Annotated in this window: 4 tRNA genes; all 4 read right to left on the bottom strand. The window is 46.9% G+C overall.

Going from position 1 to position 539, the window contains the following annotated elements:
• Positions 1 to 73 precede the first annotated feature (73 nt).
• A tRNA-Met gene (locus TV75_RS21010) sits at positions 74 to 147 on the bottom strand.
• Positions 148 to 208: 61 nt separating this feature from the next.
• Positions 209 to 284, bottom strand: a tRNA-Val gene (locus tag TV75_RS21005).
• A gap of 40 nt (positions 285 to 324) precedes the next feature.
• Positions 325 to 399, bottom strand: a tRNA-Glu gene (locus tag TV75_RS21000).
• A gap of 19 nt (positions 400 to 418) precedes the next feature.
• Positions 419 to 510 (bottom strand) — tRNA-Ser (locus TV75_RS20995).
• Positions 511 to 539 lie beyond the last annotated feature (29 nt).

Below are 539 nucleotides of genomic sequence, written 5' to 3'. Positions count from 1 at the left end.
TTTTTTGCGTCAGCAAAATAACTATCCATGCGTGACTGATTAAGCATTATGCTATCCCAAGTCAAAAATGGTATTGCGGGGACAGGATTTGAACCTGCGACCTTCGGGTTATGAGCCCGACGAGCTACCGAACTGCTCCACCCCGCGACGATATAATTGTAACTTATATAATATGAAATATTTTTTCACTAGGCTTCGTGAAAAATCATGGTGGAGGATGACGGGATCGAACCGCCGACCCTCTGCTTGTAAGGCAGATGCTCTCCCAGCTGAGCTAATCCTCCACATATTAATTGTTTATTTTTCACTTTCGGATAAAAGTGTTGGTGACCCATACGGGATTCGAACCCGTGTTACCGCCGTGAAAGGGCGGTGTCTTAACCGCTTGACCAATGGGCCTTAGTAAGAAGAATTGTTATGGCGGAGAGCAAGGGATTTGAACCCTTGAGACAGCGTTAACCGTCTACACGATTTCCAATCGTGCTCCTTCGGCCACTCGGACAGCTCTCCAATATGATGGCTCCGCAGGCAAGATTCGA

Source organism: Rossellomorea aquimaris (genome assembly GCF_000935355.1).
Taxonomy (GTDB): Bacteria; Bacillota; Bacilli; order Bacillales; family Bacillaceae_B; genus Rossellomorea; species Rossellomorea aquimaris_B.
Note: the sequence above shows the minus strand (reverse complement) of the source record. Positions and strands in the feature narration are given on the sequence as shown.